General features: G+C 63.6%; 15 protein-coding genes. 12 read left to right on the top strand and 3 right to left on the bottom strand.

Translation table 11 applies throughout. From position 1 onward, the window contains the following. Positions 1 to 197 precede the first annotated feature (197 nt). The 3 genes from EP376_RS09070 to EP376_RS09080 all read left to right on the top strand — a co-directional run bounded on the left by EP376_RS09070 (position 198) and on the right by EP376_RS09080 (position 3,932). Positions 198 to 2,228: an NADH:flavin oxidoreductase gene (locus EP376_RS09070; RefSeq protein ID WP_127655230.1), complete on the top strand. Its 2,031-nt coding sequence runs from the start codon at positions 198 to 200 to the stop codon at positions 2,226 to 2,228. 64 nt (positions 2,229 to 2,292) lie between these two features. Continuing rightward, positions 2,293 to 3,018, top strand: a complete 726-nt coding sequence (locus tag EP376_RS09075; RefSeq protein WP_127655914.1) for a DUF1194 domain-containing protein — start codon at positions 2,293 to 2,295, stop codon at positions 3,016 to 3,018. A 68-nt stretch (positions 3,019 to 3,086) separates the two neighbouring features. Next, entirely contained in the window at positions 3,087 to 3,932 is an 846-nt protein-coding gene (locus tag EP376_RS09080) for a DMT family transporter (RefSeq protein WP_127655231.1), read from the top strand. Here EP376_RS09080 and EP376_RS09085 read toward each other — a convergent pair. After that, entirely contained in the window at positions 3,929 to 4,732 is an 804-nt protein-coding gene (locus EP376_RS09085) for a TetR/AcrR family transcriptional regulator (RefSeq protein WP_338068389.1), read from the bottom strand. The two genes, EP376_RS09080 and EP376_RS09085, sit on opposite strands and share 4 nt — an antisense overlap. Here EP376_RS09085 and EP376_RS09090 point away from each other — a divergent pair. From EP376_RS09090 to EP376_RS09105, 4 genes are all read left to right on the top strand, one after another. Continuing rightward, on the top strand, positions 4,713 to 6,284 hold the full coding sequence (locus EP376_RS09090) for a trimethylamine methyltransferase family protein (RefSeq protein ID WP_127655232.1): 1,572 nt from the start codon (positions 4,713 to 4,715) through the stop codon (positions 6,282 to 6,284). The two genes, EP376_RS09085 and EP376_RS09090, sit on opposite strands and share 20 nt — an antisense overlap. A gap of 264 nt (positions 6,285 to 6,548) precedes the next feature. After that, complete coding sequence (locus EP376_RS09095; RefSeq protein ID WP_338068403.1) at positions 6,549 to 8,519, top strand: acyltransferase family protein; 1,971 nt, start codon at positions 6,549 to 6,551, stop codon at positions 8,517 to 8,519. Further along, the gene (locus EP376_RS09100) at positions 8,516 to 10,084 is read left to right on the top strand and encodes a GMC oxidoreductase (RefSeq protein ID WP_127655234.1); all 1,569 of its coding nucleotides are present in this window, start codon (positions 8,516 to 8,518) and stop codon (positions 10,082 to 10,084) included. Before EP376_RS09095 ends, EP376_RS09100 begins: the two co-directional genes overlap by 4 nt. Then, entirely contained in the window at positions 10,081 to 10,830 is a 750-nt protein-coding gene (locus tag EP376_RS09105; RefSeq protein WP_127655235.1) for an SDR family NAD(P)-dependent oxidoreductase, read from the top strand. The genes EP376_RS09100 and EP376_RS09105 overlap by 4 nt, the downstream gene beginning before the upstream one ends. Here EP376_RS09105 and EP376_RS09110 read toward each other — a convergent pair. Beyond that, the gene (locus EP376_RS09110) at positions 10,827 to 11,477 is read right to left on the bottom strand and encodes a WecB/TagA/CpsF family glycosyltransferase (protein ID WP_238928702.1); all 651 of its coding nucleotides are present in this window, start codon (positions 11,475 to 11,477) and stop codon (positions 10,827 to 10,829) included. The genes EP376_RS09105 and EP376_RS09110 overlap by 4 nt on opposite strands. Before the next feature lie 214 nt (positions 11,478 to 11,691). Between EP376_RS09110 and EP376_RS09115 the strand changes: the two genes are divergently transcribed. The 5 genes from EP376_RS09115 to EP376_RS09135 all read left to right on the top strand — a co-directional run bounded on the left by EP376_RS09115 (position 11,692) and on the right by EP376_RS09135 (position 17,063). Next, positions 11,692 to 12,837: a Gfo/Idh/MocA family protein gene (locus EP376_RS09115; RefSeq protein ID WP_238928703.1), complete on the top strand. Its 1,146-nt coding sequence runs from the start codon at positions 11,692 to 11,694 to the stop codon at positions 12,835 to 12,837. Further along, positions 12,831 to 13,775, top strand: coding sequence for an NAD-dependent epimerase/dehydratase family protein (locus tag EP376_RS09120; protein ID WP_127655237.1), 945 nt, complete (start codon positions 12,831 to 12,833; stop codon positions 13,773 to 13,775). The genes EP376_RS09115 and EP376_RS09120 overlap by 7 nt, the downstream gene beginning before the upstream one ends. Beyond that, positions 13,772 to 15,022, top strand: coding sequence for a glycosyltransferase (locus EP376_RS09125; protein WP_127655238.1), 1,251 nt, complete (start codon positions 13,772 to 13,774; stop codon positions 15,020 to 15,022). Before EP376_RS09120 ends, EP376_RS09125 begins: the two co-directional genes overlap by 4 nt. Then, positions 15,019 to 15,990, top strand: a complete 972-nt coding sequence (locus EP376_RS09130; RefSeq protein ID WP_127655239.1) for a glycosyltransferase family 2 protein — start codon at positions 15,019 to 15,021, stop codon at positions 15,988 to 15,990. Before EP376_RS09125 ends, EP376_RS09130 begins: the two co-directional genes overlap by 4 nt. Positions 15,991 to 16,085: 95 nt before the next feature. Continuing rightward, positions 16,086 to 17,063, top strand: coding sequence for a CpsD/CapB family tyrosine-protein kinase (locus EP376_RS09135; RefSeq protein ID WP_127655240.1), 978 nt, complete (start codon positions 16,086 to 16,088; stop codon positions 17,061 to 17,063). Here the strand turns inward: EP376_RS09135 and EP376_RS09140 are convergent. Further along, on the bottom strand, positions 17,060 to 18,397 hold the full coding sequence (locus EP376_RS09140; protein ID WP_127655241.1) for a Wzz/FepE/Etk N-terminal domain-containing protein: 1,338 nt from the start codon (positions 18,395 to 18,397) through the stop codon (positions 17,060 to 17,062). The genes EP376_RS09135 and EP376_RS09140 overlap by 4 nt on opposite strands. Positions 18,398 to 18,464: the final 67 nt, after the last annotated feature.

Raw genomic sequence — 18,464 nt, forward strand, 5'->3', positions numbered from 1 at the left:
TGCCTGACTGTTACCAATGCAATTGGACAATTCGTTGCCGCTGACATGGCACGACCGCCAGAATATGCCAAATTCGACCGGAATACCGGCAGACATCACTGTCACCTAGATCGACACTTGTGTCGATATTTGGGGTGACGCTGTGGATGGGCTGTTCTAACCTCGACGATGACGAGATCAGAACAGGACCGGTTTCGATGTCGAACGACCCGCTGCTTCAGCCCTATGCCCTTGGCCCGCTTACCCTGCGCAACAGGATCATGACGACAAGTCATGAACCCGCCTATCCCGAGGATGGCATGCCCAAGGACCGGTATCGCGCCTACCACGTGGAACGGGCAAAAGCGGGGGTCGCGCTGACCATGACCGCGGGGTCCGCCACGGTCAGCCGCACCTCGCCGCCGGTCTTCAACAACATCCTCGCCTACAAGGACGAGGTCGTCGGCTGGATGAAGCAGCTGGCCGACGAATGCCACGATCACGGCTGCGCCGTGATGATCCAGCTGACGCATCTGGGCCGGCGAACGACGTGGAACAAGGGCGACTGGCTGCCCATCGTGGCCCCCGGCCCCTATCGCGAACCGGCGCACAGGGCCTTTCCGAAGGTCCTCGAGGAATTCGAGATCGAACGCATCATCCGCGACTATGCCGACGCGGCCGAACGGATGAAGGAGGCGGGCCTCGATGGGGTGGAATTCCAGTGCTACGGCCACCTGATGGACCAGTTCATGTCCCCCCTGACCAATACGCTCGATGCGCCGTGGAACGGCGATCTTGAAAACCGGTCGCGGTTCGCGCTCGAGGTCTACAGGGCCTGTCGGGCGCGGGTCGGGGACGATTTCCTGCTTGGCATGCGCTATACGGCCGATGAAGCCGCCGAAGGCGGGATCACCGAGGACGAAGGCATCAGGATCGGCAAGATCTTCCGCGATGCGGGCGTCGATTTCCTGAACGTCGTGCGCGGGCAGATCCACACTGATCCGGCGATGACAGACGTGATCCCCGTGCAGGGCATGAAAAGCGCGCCGCATCTGGATTTCGCGGGCCGGATCAAGGCCGAGGTGGGTCTGCCGACATTCCACGCCGCGCGCATCCCGGATGTGGCGACCGCACGCCACGCGATTGCCAGCGGCCAGCTCGACATGGTGGGAATGACCCGCGCGCACATGGCCGACCCGCATGTGGTCAGGAAGATCGCCGAGGGCCGCGAAGACGACATTCGCCCCTGCGTCGGCGCCACCTATTGCCTCGACCGGATCTATCAGGCGGGCGATGCCCTGTGCATCCACAATCCCTCGACCGGGCGCGAGCTGTCCCAACCCCACGAGATCGACCCCGCCGCCAGACCGCGCAACGTGGTGATCGTGGGCGCAGGCCCCGCCGGGCTCGAGGCTGCGCGGGTGGCGGCCGAACGCGGCCATGCCGTGACCGTCTTCGAAGCCGCGCCCGATCCGGGCGGGCAGGTCCGGCTGACGGCGCTCAACCACCGGCGGCGCGAGATGATCGGCATCATCGATTGGCGCATGGCCCAATGCGCCGCCCGCGACGTGGCGTTCCGGTTCAACACCTTCGCCGAGGCCGATGACATCACAGCCCTCGACCCCGATGTCGTCATCATCGCCACCGGCGGCCTTCCCACGACCGAAATCCTCGAGGCCGGGAACGACCTCGTCGTGTCGACTTGGGATATCATTTCAGGCGACGTGAAGCCGGGGAGCAATGTCCTTCTGTTCGACGATGCGGGCGATCACGCGGCCCTTCAAGCCGCCGAGTCGCTGGCCGGCGCCGGCGCGAAGGTCGAGATCATGACACCCGACCGCACCTTCGCCCCCGATGTCATGGCCATGAACCTCGTTCCCTACATGCGCAACCTGCAAGACAAGGATGTGACCTTTACCGTCACTTGGCGGCTGATGGCGGCCGAGCGGGACGGCAACATGATCAGGGCGATCATCGGCACAGACTATTCGGCCCATCGGGACAGCCGCAGCTTTGACCAGATCGTCGTCAATCATGGCACGACCCCGATGGATGACCTTTATTTCGCGCTGAAACCGCTTTCGCGCAACCGCGGCGCGCTGGACGAAGACGCCTATGTCGGGAACCGGCCACAACCGGACTGGAAAGGTGGCGGCACGTTCGAGCTTTACCGCATCGGGGATGCTGTTTCGGCCCGGAACACCCATGCCGCGATCTTTGACGCGCTGCGGCTTGTTCGGCAGATCTAGACGGGGCCTTGGCAGCCGGGCCGTGGCAAGTTGCCCTTTGCACAACCTGACCTACCTGTTGGTCATGTTGTGGCGTGCTCTTCTTGCTTTGATTTCGGCATTCGGCCTTCTGGCCGGTCCGGTCAATGCGCAGGAACGCGAAGTCGGGCTGGAACTCGTTCTTCTCGCCGATGCCTCCGGTTCGATCGACGCAGGCGAACTGGCATTTCAACGACAGGGATATGCCGAGGCGATCGTCGATCCCCGCGTGATCGCGGCAATCCAGAACTCTCTTTATGGCAACATCGCCGTGACCTACGTCGAATGGGCCACGAACACCGCCGTCGTCGTCGACTGGACGATCATCGACGGGCCGGAAAGTGCCGCAGCCTTCGCCGACGCATTGGCGGGCCCCGCCCGGCAGGCCTTTGGCCGCAATGCCATCGGGTCGGCGCTTCTGGAAGGCAAACGCCTGATCGAAGAGAACGACATATTCGCCCCGCGCGGGGTGATCGACTTTTCCGGTGACAGCATCGGGAATTCCTTCGGCCCCCCGATCGAAATCGCCCGCGACGAGGTTCTGGCCGCGGGCATCACGATCAACGCCCTGCCGATCCTGCGGCCTGATGACGGGCGCCGGGCGGGTTCGAACCTCGAAGAGGAATATGCCAACCGGATCATCGGAGGCCCCGGCGCGTTCATGGTGACGGCCGAGAACCGGGCCACCTTTGCCGATGCGGTCAGGCGCAAGCTGATCCTCGAGATCGCGGGCCTGACACCCGATCAGATGGACCTTGCCGAGGGCGACTGACCGGACAGGGCTTGCGCCGGGATCGGGCGGCAGGAATAGTCCCGCCCAATCTTCGGGGAACTGGAACAATGACAATCGGGGTGATGCTGGCCGTTCTGGGCGCCGCAATGCTGCACGCCTTCTGGAATGCGCTGGTCAAGAGCGGTGCCGACAAGGCCGCCGGCGTCGGCGCGGTCACGCTGGGGCACCTGCTCGCGGCGATCCTGATCATCCCCTTCGTGCCCCTGCCCGATCCGTCGTCTTTCGGTCTTCTGCTGGCGGGCGTGACCCTGCATCTGGGCTATCAGATCTTCCTGATCGAGAGTTACCGGATCGGCGATCTGACGCAGGTCTATCCCATTGCCCGGGGCGTCGCCCCGCTTGTCGTGGCCGGGGTGTCGGTCGCGTTTCTGGGTGTTCAGCTCGCGCCGCTCGAGATGTTGTCGATCCTGCTGATCGCCATGGGAATTCTCAGCCTGTCGCTTGTCCGGCGAGAGACCGGTCTGCGCAACACTCCGGCAGCGGGCCTTGCGCTGATCACCGGTCTGTTCATTGCGGGATATTCGCTGGTGGATGGTCTGGGCGCACGCCTGTCGGGACATTCCCTGTCCTATTTCGCATGGCTGTCGGTGATGAATGCGACACTTATGGCGGGCTACCTCAGGCTGAGGTTTCCGGGCACGTTGCGGGCGATTCCGCGTCTGCACATGAGAGTTCTCCTGATTGGGGGCGGCGCCTCCTTTGCGGCCTATGCGATCGTTGTCTGGGCCTTTACCCAGGCCCCGATCGCATTGGTCACGGCGCTTCGGGAAACAAGTATCATCTTCGCGCTGCTGATCGGCGTCGGCGTGATGAAGGAACGGCTGGATCTGGCAAAGGTCGTGGCAACCGCTGCCACGCTCGCGGGTGCCGTATTGCTGCGTATCGCCCGCTAGTTGGACGGCTCCAGCACATCGACGGCCTCGAACCCGTGGCGCGATGCGAAGCGCGCGGTTTCCGCCCTCGTCGGGGACTGCCCGGTGAATGTTTCGATATACATCGGCATCCGCCGTATTCGCACCGCGACCGGTTCAGACACCATCATCGAGATGTAGCCGATCTGGGTGTAATAGACCGAATAGGCCCGCACGCGCGCCATTTCGGCTTCGAAGCCGAACCTGTCGAACATCGCGGCAATCGCATTGATCCGGGCCTGATCGATATCTTCGAGATCGGCCTTCAGATCGGCATCCGCCAGCGCCCAGGTCCGGATGGCGAAATCGAATTTCGCATCGAACAGGTCCGGGTCGAGCCAGCAGTCGAACAGGTTGTACATCGCCTCTGCGATGGTTTCGGCATAGGCCTCGGTGCGCGCGACAAGGTTGCCGGTATTCTTCTGTTTCCACCGCTCGATCAGCGCGGAGAGCAGTTGTTCCCGGCTCTCGAAATGGCCGTAGAACGAAGTGCGCGACATGCCCAGCCGTTCGGCCAGAGGCATGACCTTGACCGCGTCGACGCCCGCCTCGATCAGCAGCGCATAGGCCGCGTCCAGCCAGAGGTCTTCCGAGCCGCGCCACCCGGTCTGCTTTTCGGTCGGTTTTCCGTCCATCGCCTGTGCCTCCGGAATGGCCGCCACAGATGCACCATCACGGGTTTCGACGCCACCGTCAATTATCTTGACAGGTGTGTCGATTTCGGCTGCTGTCTTGGGATCGGGTGTCAGAACCGGAGGCGATATGTCCCAGATCGAAGCCAAGGCCAATCCGAGGCGGCGCAGCCGTGGGCCCCGCAAGCCGCCCCGGTCCAACATTCCCGGCGCCAACCCTTGGCTCGAGGTGCCCTACATTACCCGCAAGGTGCCGACCTATGACATTCTGGGCGAAGAGAGCCTTGCGAGGATCGAAGCGACAGCCGACAGGATCCTTGCCGAGATCGGCATGGAATTCCGCGAAGATCCTGAAACGGTCGAGCTGTTCCGCCGTGCCGGAGGCGAGGTCCGCCAGATCGGCCCCGAGGCATCGAACATCCGGTTCGAGCCGGGATTGATCCGGCAGCTTTGCACGACCGCACCCGGACGGTTCCGGCAGGCTGCCCGCAATCCGGCCCGATCGGTCGAGATCGGCGGCGATGCCATGGTCTTTGCGCCTGCTTACGGATCGCCGTTCATCCTCGATAGCGAGGGCAACAGGCGGTATGCGACGCTCGATGACTTCCAGTCCCTGGTGAAGCTCGGGCAAAGCTCGCCGTGGTTGCACCATTCGGGCGGCACGATCTGCGAGCCCACCGACATCCCCGTGAACAAGCGGCACCTCGATATGGTCTATTCCCATATCCGGTTTTCCGACAAACCGTTCCTCGGCTCGATCACGGCGCCGGAACGCGCGGCCGATTCAATCGAGATGTGCCGTATTCTCTTTGGCGCGGATTTCGTGGATCGGAACTGCGTCATCATGGGCAACTTCAACACGACCTCTCCGCTGGTCCTCGATGGCGTGACGACGCGCGGCATCCGGACCTATGCGGCGGCGGGACAGGGCTCGATCCACCTGCCGTTCCTTCTGGGTGGCGCGGTCACGCCCGTGACGATGGCCGGAAGCTGCGCCCAGAGCCTTGCGGAATCGATGGTCGGCGTCGCGTTGACACAGCTGGTCCGCCCCGGTGCGCCGGCCCTTCTGGCCGCGTTCCTGTCGTCGCTGGACCTGCGGTCGGGCTCGCCCACCTTCGGCACGCCGGAACCCGCACTCGGATCGCTGGTGATGGGTCAACTGGCACGGCGGATGAACCTGCCTCTCAGATGTTCAGGGAATTTCAGCACCTCGAAACTGCCCGACGCGCAGGCGATGTCGCAATCCATGATGTCGATGATGGCCGCCGCGCAATGCGGGGCGAACTACATCCTGCACGCCGCCGGTTTTCTCGACGGGCTGTTATCGATGTCCTACGAGAAATTCGTCATGGATTGCGATCTGGCCGGCGCGCTGCATGTCTATCTGCGGGGGCTCGAGGTGTCGGACGAGACGCTGGCCTTCGATGCGCTGGCCGAGGGCGGGCCCGGGATGCACCTCTTCGGCACCGAACACACGCTGCGCCACTACGAGACGGCCTATTATGACAGCGCGCTCAGCGACTATACCCCGTGGGAAACATGGGATGACAACGGCCGCAACGGGGCCATGGCCCGGGCGACCGCGCGCTGGCAATCGACGCTGGAACACTACGAACCGCCGCATCTGGACGAAGCGATCGACGAGGCTCTCCTAGCCTTTATCGCACAGAAGAAAGAGGCCATGCCCGATGCCTGGCACTAGGTCCGCGCCAAGGTGACCATGCCACGCCCGATTCGAAAATCGGCGATCCGCCAAGTGCCCTGAGTGTTTTCAACGCGCAACGACGCAGTCGCGCGCAACTTTTCCTCGCCGCTTGCCAGATTTTTGTCGCATTTCTGATCCAGTATGGCCTCAATAGGTTCAACTGGCTGTGCCAGAGGCAACGAGTAACAGGCAGGTTCAGACATTTTTGCACGGGCAACATCAGGGAGCGCCTCGGCTCCTCATCTGGCCTATCGGCCAGAGATCGACGGGCTTCGTGCTGTCGCCGTTCTTGCGGTGGTTCTCTATCATTTCGGCGTGCCCGGTCTTGGCGGTGGGTTTGTCGGGGTCGATGTCTTCTTTGTCATCTCGGGCTTCCTGATCGGAGGCCTTCTCTGGAAGGAGCTGGACGAAACCGGACGGATTTCGCTCGGACGGTTCTACCTGCGGCGAATCCGCAGGCTGGCGCCGGCCTTCATCGCCATGGCGGTCGTGACCTCGGTTGCGGCCTGGGTCATCCTGCTGCCCTTCGAGTTTCGGGAATTCGGAAAACACCTGATCGCAGCCACGGTCTGGCTTTCGAACGTGCAGTTCTGGCGAGAGGCCGGGTATTTCGATGTCGCGGCGGACAGCAAGGTGCTCTTGCATACCTGGTCGCTTTCGGTCGAAGAACAATTCTACATCGTGCTTCCGCTAACGCTCCTTGCGCTGCGCTTCAGTCGACGGGTCACAACCGGTCTGCTTGTCGTGGCCTGGCTGACCTCGGCTGTGGCCTGCGTCGCGCTGACGCCATCGCAACCGGTGGCGACGTTCTTTCTGTTCCCGTTCCGCGCGTGGGAACTCTTGACAGGTGTGCTTCTGGCCCTGTGGCTCAGGGCGGATCGTCGCCGGATTCCGGGCCTGGCCGGGCCATTGGGCCTCGCCCTGATTATCGGGGCGATCTTCCTTGTCGGGCCCGATGGTTTTCCGGGTTGGCAGGCCATCATCCCCGTCGCGGGAACCGCGTTGCTTCTTGCAGGTGCAGGTCGGGCGGGGCCGGTCAATCGCATGTTGGCGCTGCCACCGGCGGTCTTCGTGGGATTGATCTCCTACTCTCTCTACCTCTGGCATTGGCCGGTTCTCGTCCTGTCGCGATACTGGCGTGACGGCTATTCCGGCCCGATGGAAACGGCGCAATGGCTGGGCCTGTCCGTGATCCTCGCGATCCTGAGTTGGGCAATCGTGGAACGGCCGCTGCGGCAAAGCTTCTCGATCCCGCCCCTGCAGTTCGTCGGTGGTGCGGCACTTTGTGCAATCGCGCTGGTGGCCTTCGGCGGCGTGGCATTCATCCGCGACGGTCTGCCGGGGCGGTTCGATGAACAGGCGCAGGCCCATATCGCGGCCAGCCAGGATTTCCTTCAGGATTGGTCGCGCTGCACGACGGATGATGAGGGCCACTTCGCCGGGATCGAGATTTGCCGCATCGGCCCGGACGGCCCGCCCGAGGTGGTGATCTGGGGTGACAGCCACCTGCGCGCGCTGATGAACGGGCTGGGTCTTGCCGCGCTCGAGGCCGATACGCCCGGCTGGATCATCTGGCGGGCGGGCTGCCCTCCGCTGTTTGGCATCATCAAGGAAGAAACGGCCGCGACCCCCGCCCAGAACGCAGCCTGCACCGATGCAAACGATCAGCTTGAGCAGGCCTTCGGAACCCTCGACAGTGCCAAGCGGATCCTTCTGGTCGCCCGCTGGAGCTATTACGCCGAAGGCGCGGGCGTCGGGCGCGATGCGCAGAACCTGATCACGATGGAGCCGACCCCCGCGTCAGGTTACGCCGCCACCGAACAGCCTGACCTGTTCGGCGAGGCCATCACGCGCACGGTGGCAACGCTTGGCGCGATCTTCGACGAGGTTCACATCGCGCGTCAGGTCGCCGAAATACCGTGGTATGACAGTCGCGAGGTGGCGAGAGGTCTGGCGCACGGGCGGCTCGATGCGATGGATGTCTCGGCCCTTTCGACGGTCGAAGAAGAAAAGCTTGCCGCCCGAGTGGCCAATTCCGAATTCCCGATCTACGCGATCCATCTTTCCGGAAATGCACAGCTTATTGATACATGGCAGACTCTTTGCCCTGAAAGATGTTCCATATTGATTTCGGGAACGCCGGTCTATTTCGACAACAACCATCTGACGAATGCCGGCGCATTGGCGATCCGCAGCCTTTTCCTGCCGTTCCTGACGGGAGAAGATACATGACCGCCGAGGCGCTTTCCGAGCCGTGGGATTGCATCGTGATCGGCACCGGCATCGGCGGAGGAACAGCAGGGCGGGCACTGGCCGAGGCGGGTCAGCGGGTGCTCTTCATCGAAAAAGGGACCGCCGGCCACCGGACCGAAGAGACGCCTCTCGACAGCACGATCACCGACCCGTTCGCACGATCCGTCCGAGGCTTCTGGCCCGATACGGTTTCTGCCCGGCTCGACGGCAAACGGCAGGAATTCCACGCAGCCCTCGGCAGTGGCGTCGGCGGAAGCTCGGTCTTCTATGCCGCGACATTGGAACGGCCCGAACCGCATGACCTCGATCACAGCGCGGACCGTCCGCATCCGACTGGCGGCTGGCCCGTCAGCCATGCCGAGATGCGACCCTGGTTCGACGAGGCCGAACGGCTCTACGCCATCCACGGCGAGCCCGATCCGCTGTCCGATATTGCCTGCCCGAACCTTCTGCCCCCACCCGAACCTTCCACCGGCGATCGTGTCATCATGGCCCGTTTGCGGGCGAACGGGCTGAACCCCTACAGGCTTCATGCCGCGGTCAGTTATCTCGACGGCTGCACGGAATGCTTTGGCCGCAAATGCCCGCGCCCGTGCAAGATGGACGGCCGGTCCGCCGGGGTCGAGCCGGCCCTCGCGACAGGCCGGGCGGCCGTTCTCGAACAGGCAGAGGTGACCCGGCTTCTGGGAACCCGTGACCGGATCACCGGGATCGAGCTGCGCCATGCCGGAAATGTGCACATGATCAGCGCCCCGCGCGTGATCCTTGCCGCCGGCGCGCTGGCCTCGCCCCGACTTCTGCTGGCCTCGGCCAGTGACGCCTGGCCCGAAGGCTGCGCGAACCGGAACGATCAGGTCGGCCGGAACCTGATGTTCCACCTCAACGAGATGTTTGCCCTCTTTGCCGGGCCCGAGGCCGGAGCATCGGGCCCGTCGAAATCGGTCGGCTTCCGCGATCTTTATTTCCGCGAAGGCCAAAGACTTGGCATGGTTCAGGCGATGGGCGTCGATGCCGGCTATGGCGAGATCCTGCACAACCTGCGCCAGCGCGCGGCCCGATCACCGATCGGAAAGACGCGGCTTGTGCAGGAACTGGCCCGCCTGCCCGCCGCGATCGGGTATCGGGTGCTTGGCAATGCGAAACTGTTCGTGGGCCTTCTGGAGGATTTCCCCCTGCCGGAAAACAGGGTGATGCGCGACCCGGACGACCCCGGGCGCATTCGGTTCGACTACGCTATCAGCGATGAATTGCTGGCGCGCAGATCGCTGTTTCGAAAGAACATCAGGTCGGCTTTTCGCGGATCGCGGGTCCTGTTTCTGAACCACACGCCCGAGCCCAACTTCGGCCACCCCTCCGGCACCCTGCGAATGGGCGCCGATCCGGCAACGAGCGTGATAGATGCAGACGGGCGCTGCCACGGGATCGAGAACCTCTGGGTTGCCGACGCGTCATTCATGCCCACATCCATGGGCGTGAACCCCAGCCTGACGATTGCGGCCCATGCCCTGCGCGTCGCCGCCCGCATCACAGGGAGACAGCCATGACCGACGAACTTGCGGTTGTCACCGGCGCCGGAGGTGGACTGGGCCGGGCCTTGTCACGCGAGTTGGCGGCGCGGGGCCTTGTCGTGGCAGGCATCGGCCGCGACGACAAGGCGCTGGCCGAGACGGGCACGTCCTGCGAGGGGCGGTTTCATCCGATCATCGCCGATCTGGCCGAGCCCGATCAGGTTGCCCGCGCATTCGCGGCGATCGACCAGATCGGCCCGGTGTCGATCCTCATCAACAATGCTGCCGTCTATCCAAGGCGTGATATCCTTGATGAAACACCCGAAAGCTTCGCGGCCACGATGGCCGTCAATCTGGGCGGTGTCGTTACATCGACACACGAGGCGCTGGCACGCATGGTCAGGACGGGCCGGGGCCGCATCGTCAACGTGGCCAGCATGGCCGACATTGCCCCACTGCCGGGATCGGCGGCCTATTCGGTGTCAAAGGGTGCGGCGCGCATCTATACGCGCGCCCTTGTCGCCGACATGCAGGATCGTTTTCCGGATATCGTCATTTCGGATTGGCTGCCGGGCATGTTGGCCACGCGCATGGGCGTCCGCGATGGTCTCGCGCCCGAGGATGCCGCCCGATGGGGGGCCCGGCTGGCCATGTGGCAGGACCGGAGCCTGAACGGGACTGTCTGGGAAATGAACCGCGAGCTGCTTCCTCCCCGCGGGCTGCAAGGGCGCATCAAGGATCGGATCATGGGCCGCAAGAGGATTGCCCGCGTTCTGGACTAGCCGCTTACCCGCTGAAACAAGGCGCGCGCGACCAGACCGGGAAAGATCAGTGCAGAACGGAAGTACCGCCCAAGAAGTCTGCGGGGCTCCATTGCAACCCGCCAAAGCCATTCCAGCGCGAGCCGCCGAACCCACATCGGCGCCCTGAGCTGCAGTCCGGCCAGAAAATCGAGCCCTGCACCGATCGATACGAACCCGACAGAAGGCGCCAGCTGTCGGCCTCGCGCCGCAAGGATCTCCTGTTTCGGGGCACCAAGCGCGATGAAACACAGCCCTACGGCCTCCGCCTCGAGCATGGAGAGAAGCTCTGCTGCGCGATCGTCATCGGGATGGAACCCCATCGACGGCGCAATCATGTGGGAAATCTCGATCCCGGGGGCCACGTCGAACAGCACACGCGCAGCGCCCGACAGGCTTTCTTCGGTGCTTCCCAGAAGGGCGACGCGAACGCCCTGATCCCGCGCGATGACACCAAGCGGCAGAATGCAATCGGCGCCGGGAAGAAGTTCGACCTCCTGTCCGGCAAGGGCACAGGTCCAGACCACCGGATTTCCATCCGCCGTGATCAGTTCCTGCCGGGCATAGGCGCGCGCGAAATTCGGATCCTTTCGGAGCTTGGAAAGGTGATCAAGGTTCAACGTGGCCATTGCAAAGCCCTGTCTGGTCGACAAGCATTCTCGGACATGGGTTGCCAAGAATTGCCAGTCACTCACATTGACCTCGATGGGTCCGGAAACCGTCGGAAATCGCATAATCGCTATGTGCCACAGGGACGACGGGGGCGATAGACACCAAATCGGGTCAAAGTGTTGCCATGCTTTCATGGTTGAGAACGCGGATCGAGCAGGACACGGATAAGGCATGAACGCCAGGCCGGACAAGATGATGAGCGGCGCTGTGACGCTGATCGGCTGCGGCTTCGTGGCCGATCTTTACATGCGATCCCTCATGACATTCCCCGGCATCAAGGTTCAGGGCGCCTTTGACACCGATCCCGACCGGCTTTCAGCATTCTGCAATCATTGGCAGATCACCCCTTTCACCACGCTTTCCGACGCGCTGGCGGCGACGCCGCCCGATGGTGTGGTTCTGAACCTCACCAACCCGGTCTCCCATGCAGATGTGACCCGCGCGGCATTGGACGCAGGGCGGCATGTCTGGTCGGAAAAGCCTTTGGCAATGTCGATGGACGACGTTCTCGCGCTTTCGGCACTCGCCCGGGACAAGGGGCTGCAACTTGCGTCGGCGCCTTGTTCCGTTCTGGGACAAACCGCGCAGACGCTGGCGCACGCCATCCGGAACGACACGGCCGGCACGCCCCGGCTAATCTATGCCGAGCTTGACGACGGGTTCATCTCGCAGGCCCCGGTCAAGGACTGGGCCAGCGAAAGCGGCGCACCCTGGCCCTGGGAAGACGAGTTTCGCACGGGCTGCACTCTGGAACATGCGGGATATTATCTCAGCTGGTTGATCGCGATGTTCGGCACTGTCCGGTCCGTGACCGCCGCTTCGGCACGGGTGATCCCCGATAAATGCGGCTATGACGGCGCGACGCCGGATTTCTCGACCGCAATCCTGTTCTTCGAGAATGGCCCGGTCGCCCGGTTGACCTGCTCGATCGCCGCGCCGCATGATCACCGGATCAGGGTGGTGGGCGATGACGGTGTGCTCGAAGTCGCAAAAGCCTGGGACAACACGGCCCCCGTCCGGTTTCGTAGACGGCTGCGCATCAGGCGGCGACTGTTGGAGCATCCGCTGGGCCGCAAGGTCGCACCCGTCGCACCGCGCCATCCAACCGTGAAACGCACCGGAGCCGCATCGATGAATTTCGCGCTCGGCCCCGCGGAAATGCTCGCCGCGATCGCGGCGGAAAGGCCGTCGAGGCTGGGTGGCGACTACGCCATCCATCTCAACGAGGTCACCCTTGCCATCCAGAACGCCGGTGAAACCGGCGGCGCGATGCAGATGCAAAGCGGCTGCGACCCGATGGAGCCGATGGAATGGTAGAGCATCGGCACATCCTCGTGACCGGGGCAGGCGGGTTCCTTGGCCGGGCCATCGTCGATGCCATCGTGGCGCGCGGCCATCAGGTGACAGCGGTCGCAAGGCGCGATCTGCCAGTCTGGAACAGTGACCTGGTCGAGAATGTTGCAGCCGACCTCGGGACCGCGCAGCTTGATCCTATCCTTCGGGGCGTCGATGTCGTCGTGCATTGCGCGGCCCGGATGGACGGCGACGATGCGGCACAAAATCGCGACACGATCCTGCCCACCCGCCGGATCGTTGACGCCGCCCGTGCCATGGCGACGCCGCCGGTCTTCGTGCTGGTCAGTTCGCTGTCCGTCTATGGCTATTGCGATCTCGACCCGTGGTCCGAGGTTACCGAAGCGACGGAGATCGAGGCCAGACCGAAACGGCGCGATGCCTATACCCGCGCGAAACTCGCGCAGGAAGAGGCTGTCGAAAGCTCGGGTCTGAGGGCATGGATCCTGCGTGTTGGCGCGGTCTATGGCCCCGAAAGGCTATGGAACGGACACCTTGGCGTTGCGAAAGGCCCGGTCCTGCTGCGCACGGCAAATGAGGGTCAGATCCCCCTGATCCATGTGACCAGCGCCGCCCGGGCGATCGCTTTGGCCGCGGATCACGATCCCGAGCCGCCGCGCCATATCCTCAATCTCGTGGATTCGAACCTGCCAGACCGGCCCGCCTACCTTGAGGCGATAACGGGCGAAGGCTGGCCCAAGATCACGGTTCCCGTGCCGTGGCAGATGCTTGACCGGCTGGGTCGCGTGATCGGCGGCCCCGGCCTTCTGAGGCCCGAAATCCTGCGCGCCCGGATGATGCCATTGCGCTATGCCAACGCGCGGGCTCGGTCGGTTCTCGGCTGGACCCCGGAGGACGATCATCTGCGCCTTGCCGCCCGTGCCGGGACCATGGCACGATGAAGGGGAAGATCGCCTATCTGACGGGCGAATACCCCCGGGCCACGGACACCTTCATCCAGCGTGAAGTCGCAGCCCTGCGCGAGCTTGGCTTCCGGATCGAGACGTTTTCGATCCGCCGCACCGGAGCCGAGCATATCGTGGGCCCCGAACAAAAGGCCGAGCAGGACCGGACATTTCACGTCCTTCAGGCAACGGCCAACCCGCTGCGGTCTCTCAGGGCGCAGGCCTGGGCCATACGCAGACCGGGGCGGTATCTGTCGGCCCTGACACTTGCCTGGAAGACAGCGCCAAAGGGTCTTCGGGGGCGGGCCTACAACCTGATCTATTTCGCCGAGGCTGTGACGCTTGCCCATGAAATGAAAGCGCGCGGCATCTTTCATCTACACAATCATATCGCCAAGTCGAGCTGCACAGTCGCGATGCTTGCGTCCGAGGTTTCGGGTATCCCCTTCAGTTTCACCCTGCATGGGCCGGACATCTTCTTTGAACCGCATCACTGGCGGCTTGACGCCAAGATCGAACGCGCCTCGTTCGTCGCCTGCATCTCGGACTTCTGCCGAAGTCAGGCGATGCTGTTCTCGGAGCGGGCGCAGTGGGACAAGCTGCATATCATCCATTGTGGCATCGATCCGTCCCGCTATGACGGCACCCCGGGCGGGGACGGGCCGATCCTGTTCGTGGGGCGGTTGGCGTCGGTCAAGGGTATCCCCGTCCTTCTTGATGCGATGGCGAGGGTGCGCAAGTCACGGCCCGAGGCCCGGCTTGTCCTGATCGGCGATGGCCCCGAACGCCCCGGGATCGAGGCCGCGGTCCGGGCCAATCCTGAGCTTGCGCCCGCCGTGACCTTTGCGGGCTACCAGTCGCAGGACGAGGTTGCCCGGCACCTTGCCTCGGCATCGATGCTTGTTCTGCCCTCATTCGCCGAAGGTGTGCCGGTCGTCCTGATGGAGGCGATGGCCGCCGGCAAACCCGTCATCGCGACGCAGGTGGGTGGCGTTGCCGAGCTTGTTCAGGACGGTGTGTCGGGCAAGCTGGTGCCCGCCGGCGATGACCGGGCTCTCGATGCGGCGATCACCGGATTGCTGGCCGATCCGAAGGGTCGCGCGCGCATGGGCGAGGCTGGACGCGAAACTGTCAGAACGAATTTCAACGCGATGGACGAGGCGGCGCGCCTTGGCATCCTGTTCGTCAGCTATCAAACCGATCAGCCAAGGCCCGCGAAGCGACCGGGACATGTGGACCCATGACCCGGGTTGGCGTCGTGGCCATCGGCCGGAACGAGGGCGAACGACTGCGGCGGTGCCTCGCATCCCTGCAAGACGCCGACGCGCGGGTCGTTTATGTCGACAGCGGCTCGACCGATGACAGCCGCGAGATTGCCCGATCCTTCGGCGTCGACATCGTTTCGCTGGATATGTCGGCCCCGTTCACTGCCGCACGCGGGCGGAATGCCGGGGTGGAGGCGCTGCGCGAAGGCGGATTGCCCGACTACATCCAGTTCATCGACGGGGATTGCGCGGTCGCGGACGGCTGGCTGACCGCCGCGACGGCTGCGCTGGACGAAGATCCCGATCTCGGCCTCGTGACAGGCTGGCGCTCCGAAGTGGCACGCGACGTCAGTGTCTATAACCAGATGTGCGACGTGGAATGGCATCGCCCGGCCGGCGAGATAAGGGCCTGCGGCGGCGATCTGATGGTTCGATCCAAGGTCTTCGACGAAATCGGTGGGTTCGACCCCGGGCTGATCTGTTCGGAGGATGAGGATTTCGTCCTCCGGCTCAGGAAGGCCGGGGCCATGGCGCGGCGCCTGCCCCTGAAGATGACATCACACGACGCGAACATGACACGGTTCTCACAATGGTGGCGGCGCACGCTGCGTGCGGGCCACGGGTTCGCAGAAGTCGGACGACGCCACGGGGATCACTTCGTCGCCGAACGTCGCCGGGCGTGGGTCTATGGGTTAGGCCTGCCGCTTGTCGCGCTCTTCGGGGTGGCTTGGCTCGGCTGGATCGCGTCCCTTGGCGTTGCGGCCATCTACGGCCTGTCCTGGTGGCGAACGGCAAAAGGCCTCGAAAGGAACGGGCAGAAACCAGCCGAGGCCCGGCGCCATGCGGCATTCTACACTCTGGCCAAGCTGCCGCATCTGCTGGGTATGCTGCTCTATCACATCCGACGCCTGCGCGGTGTCCGACCCCGATTGATCGAGTATAAATGAAGGCGCCGAAATCGAACCAATTGCACAATTTGGCCCAGTTTTTCTGACATGACCGAAACAGTCAGCCCGTGCCGGGCGATGACAGCAGGCGAGCAATGAACGACAAAGTGGTAAGGCGCACAGGCAGACCGAGGCTCGATTCCGGGGCCCGGGAGCGGATTCTTGCCAAGATCGCTAAGCTCGACCATGCCCCGGCCGAAGAGATCGAGGTGGCGACGGATGCGCTCCGTGATCTGCTGCGCAGCGATCCCGTGACAGAGGCCGAGCCGGAACCGGCCGCGCAAATCGACACCTCCGACAGCGATGCAGGCGCGACGGCGCCTGATCCGTCCGCACCCCCCTCCCCGTCGGTTCATGACAGCTGGACCCGTCTGCGACAGTTCTCCCTCGACGGCACACATCTGGAAGGAAAGCTGGTCATCACGGCCAACAGGTCCGACCCGGCACACGGAGCCTTTGACGTTCTGCGCACGCGTCTGGTTCAGGCCCTTGCCGACAAGGGCTGGACGCGTGTTGCCATCACCTCGCCGACGGCCGGCTGCGGCAAAAGCTTTACCGCCGTGAACCTCGCCATCACCCTGTCACGTTATGACAGCTGCCGGACCGTGCTTCTGGATTTCGACATGCGCAGACCCGGGCTTGCCCGGTATTTCGGCGTCGAGCGCGCCGGGTCGATCGGCGATTATCTGCGCGGCTTTGTCCCGCTGGAGGATCACCTTATCCGGCCGGGGCCGAACAATCTGCATGTCGGGGACAGGCTTGCCATAGGCCTGAACGACCGGCCCGAAGCCTATGCGGCCGAATTGCTTCAGCAGCCGGAAACGGCCGCCGTCATGACCCATCTCGAACGGACTCTGCACCCGGAAGTCGTGCTTCTTGATCTGCCGCCTGCCCTTGCGCAGGACGATGTCATCGCGGCACGCCCGCATTTCGACTGTGTCTTGATGGTGGTCGGTGGCGGGATGACCACCTCCGACGAGATTCAGGAGGCAACCCGCCGGATCGGCGAAGACAAGCCGGTTCTGGGCGTGGTGCTGAACAAGGCCGATATCGAGGGCGACTACGCCTATTAGGGTCTGGCACCACGTCGCAACAGCGGCAGGCGGAGCAGTTCCAGGAGCCGTTGGATGGGCAGCATCGACCAGAGTTCCACGCCGAAACGGCGGATCAAGACCCACACGAGCCCCAGCAACGCGATCAGGTAAGCGCCCAGTTTCAGCAGCCGGTTTCGCTTGGCTCTGCGGGTGGTCAGGTTGGGAATGATAATCACAGGACGCACACCCAACTGACGTTCGAGTTGGGCGGCGGTCCGGATCTTCCCGCTCGACAACTCGAGCAGCATCGCGGCGGCCAGCGCGAAGACCACCGTCGCGACACCACCGGCCAGCGCGATCTTTCGGCGGCTGGCGGAGACCGGATATTCAGGCGGGATCGCTGTTTCCAGCACCTCGAACCGCTCGGCTTGATCCTGTTCCTCGAGAAGCTGGGTCATGGCCGCTTCGGTGCGCCGCTGTGTGACGACCTCGTATTCGGTGTTCAGCTGTTCGAGCTGCCGATTGAGCGCGGAAAGGCGCCGTTCGATGATCGGTGCCGCGGCAATCGCCTCTTCGATGCGGGCGATGTTCTCGGCGATCAGGGAGCGTTGCTGCTCAAGCAGGGCGACCTGACGCTCCAGCTCGTCTTCGCGAAGGCGATCGGACTGCGTCTGCAATTCGATCAGCTGCTGATCAAGCGCAATCTGCGTATCTGTGAGCCGGGTCAGCCGTTCCCGCTGGGAGGCGATATTGTCAGGCAGGCTGTCGAGGTTGACCCCCTTGAACTCGGCAATGATTGCCTCGACCTGCGAAATCTCTTCGCTGACGCGCGCCTCTTCCGAAACAAAGAAAGCCAGTGTGCGTGCCGCCCGGCCTTCGCTGCGCGATTGCGCCTCGGTCAGGATCGAGTTCAGGAAATCGTTCGCGACATCCGCCGCCAGCTGCGCATCATCCAGCCGCACCGTAATCACAAGGCCCGACGGCTGCACATCCGGGCGCCACGACTGCGTCGGATCGACAAGTTCGATGATCGTGATGGATTCCCGAAGCAGAAACACCTTTTCCGTCAACGGCATATCACCCGGAAACAGTCCGAACCTGTCGATCACAGCAACCATGTTGTCCCGCGACATCAGCTTTTGCTGGATCAGGTCGAGCTGTGAATTGGAATTCACCATCATCGCCTGACCGGCCAATTGTTCCGCGACCTCGGGGGCCTCGATCTGGATGACCGCCGTCGCCTCGAACAGCTTGGGCCTGCTCAGAGCAAACCAGACCGACGAGGCCATTCCGATCGCGAGGATCAGGATGATGACCGGCAAACGCCGCCAGATGACACGCAACAGGGCGCGCGGGGAAACAAGGTGGCCCATGTCCACTCCTCGACCAAACCTCCGATCCACAAAATGGACCGGGCCTTGCCCCTAACGGCAAAGACAC

Source organism: Alexandriicola marinus (genome assembly GCF_004000435.1).
GTDB classification, from domain to species: domain Bacteria; phylum Pseudomonadota; class Alphaproteobacteria; order Rhodobacterales; family Rhodobacteraceae; genus Alexandriicola; species Alexandriicola marinus.

Coding starts and splice junctions, on each gene's coding strand:
- EP376_RS09070 (WP_127655230.1), top strand. CDS start 198: ATGTCGAACGACCCGCTGCTTCAGCCCTATGCCCTTGGCCCGCTTACC.
- EP376_RS09075 (WP_127655914.1), top strand. CDS start 2,293: ATGTTGTGGCGTGCTCTTCTTGCTTTGATTTCGGCATTCGGCCTTCTG.
- EP376_RS09080 (WP_127655231.1), top strand. CDS start 3,087: ATGACAATCGGGGTGATGCTGGCCGTTCTGGGCGCCGCAATGCTGCAC.
- EP376_RS09090 (WP_127655232.1), top strand. CDS start 4,713: ATGTCCCAGATCGAAGCCAAGGCCAATCCGAGGCGGCGCAGCCGTGGG.
- EP376_RS09100 (WP_127655234.1), top strand. CDS start 8,516: ATGACCGCCGAGGCGCTTTCCGAGCCGTGGGATTGCATCGTGATCGGC.
- EP376_RS09105 (WP_127655235.1), top strand. CDS start 10,081: ATGACCGACGAACTTGCGGTTGTCACCGGCGCCGGAGGTGGACTGGGC.
- EP376_RS09110 (WP_238928702.1), bottom strand. CDS start 11,477: ATGGCCACGTTGAACCTTGATCACCTTTCCAAGCTCCGAAAGGATCCG.
- EP376_RS09115 (WP_238928703.1), top strand. CDS start 11,692: ATGAACGCCAGGCCGGACAAGATGATGAGCGGCGCTGTGACGCTGATC.
- EP376_RS09120 (WP_127655237.1), top strand. CDS start 12,831: ATGGTAGAGCATCGGCACATCCTCGTGACCGGGGCAGGCGGGTTCCTT.
- EP376_RS09125 (WP_127655238.1), top strand. CDS start 13,772: ATGAAGGGGAAGATCGCCTATCTGACGGGCGAATACCCCCGGGCCACG.
- EP376_RS09130 (WP_127655239.1), top strand. CDS start 15,019: ATGACCCGGGTTGGCGTCGTGGCCATCGGCCGGAACGAGGGCGAACGA.
- EP376_RS09135 (WP_127655240.1), top strand. CDS start 16,086: ATGAACGACAAAGTGGTAAGGCGCACAGGCAGACCGAGGCTCGATTCC.
- EP376_RS09140 (WP_127655241.1), bottom strand. CDS start 18,397: ATGGGCCACCTTGTTTCCCCGCGCGCCCTGTTGCGTGTCATCTGGCGG.